We start from the raw sequence: 765 nt of genomic DNA, 5'->3' as shown, positions 1-765 counted from the left end.
AGTTAACGATACCTGCAAGCAGGTGGGTTTCCCCATTCGGAAATCCTAGTCTCAAGCGCCTCTTACTGGCTTGACTAGGCTTATCGCAAGTTAGTACGTCCTTCATCGCCTCCAACTGCCAAGGCATCCACCGTGTACGCTTAGTCACTTAACCATACAACCCAAAATAGTTTTAAGTTGTACTGCTAAAGACAGTTTAACTTCGCCAGAAGTTAATATTGAATACTAAAGTAGACGCTAATTAATCATMRAAATGATTAATCGGCATTTTCTTTCGAAAACTCGATAAATAAYTTTCGTTATCTATCAGAATTTAATTTTTCAGCTTTTCCAAATTTTTAAAGAGCAAGAGAATGACTTCTCAGAGTTAAAAACTCTCAGTTACTTGAACCTGAGTAAGAGTGTTTATCTATAAGAAGGAGTAGTAAAGTGGTGGAGCTAAGCAGGATCGAACTGCTGACCTCCTGCGTGCAAGGCAGGCGCTCTCCCAGCTGAGCTATAGCCCCACATTACTAGGATAACATTGTTTGTTTTTTACCTATCTTTGCTTTCAGGCAAGGATTTTTGTGACGAACGTTTAGTTTGCTAAACGAGTCGCAAAAAGACGCAGCATCAAAGCAAAGTGGTGGGTCTGAGTAGACTTGAACTACCGACCTCACGCTTATCAGGCGTGCGCTCTAACCAGCTGAGCTACAGACCCAAACAATGTTTGTGTTCTCTAATTCTAATCAACAATCATCTGTGTGGACACTTCGAACAAATAAG

2 tRNA genes and 1 rRNA gene are annotated in these 765 nt (G+C 40.9%); all 3 read right to left on the bottom strand.

Annotated elements, in window-relative coordinates:
• Positions 1–154: ribosomal RNA gene (locus DS891_RS24320) — 23S ribosomal RNA — on the bottom strand; the annotation flags it as partial.
• Between the two features lie 276 nt (positions 155–430).
• Positions 431–506, bottom strand: a tRNA-Ala gene (locus DS891_RS24315).
• A 117-nt stretch (positions 507–623) separates the two neighbouring features.
• A tRNA-Ile gene (locus tag DS891_RS24310) sits at positions 624–700 on the bottom strand.
• Between the last annotated feature and the right edge of the window lie 65 nt (positions 701–765).

This window comes from Pseudoalteromonas sp. JC28, from assembly GCF_013319255.1.
Taxonomy (GTDB): domain Bacteria; phylum Pseudomonadota; class Gammaproteobacteria; order Enterobacterales; family Alteromonadaceae; genus Pseudoalteromonas.
The sequence above is the reverse complement of the archived record's forward strand: the minus strand, read 5'-3'. Positions and strand labels throughout refer to the sequence as shown.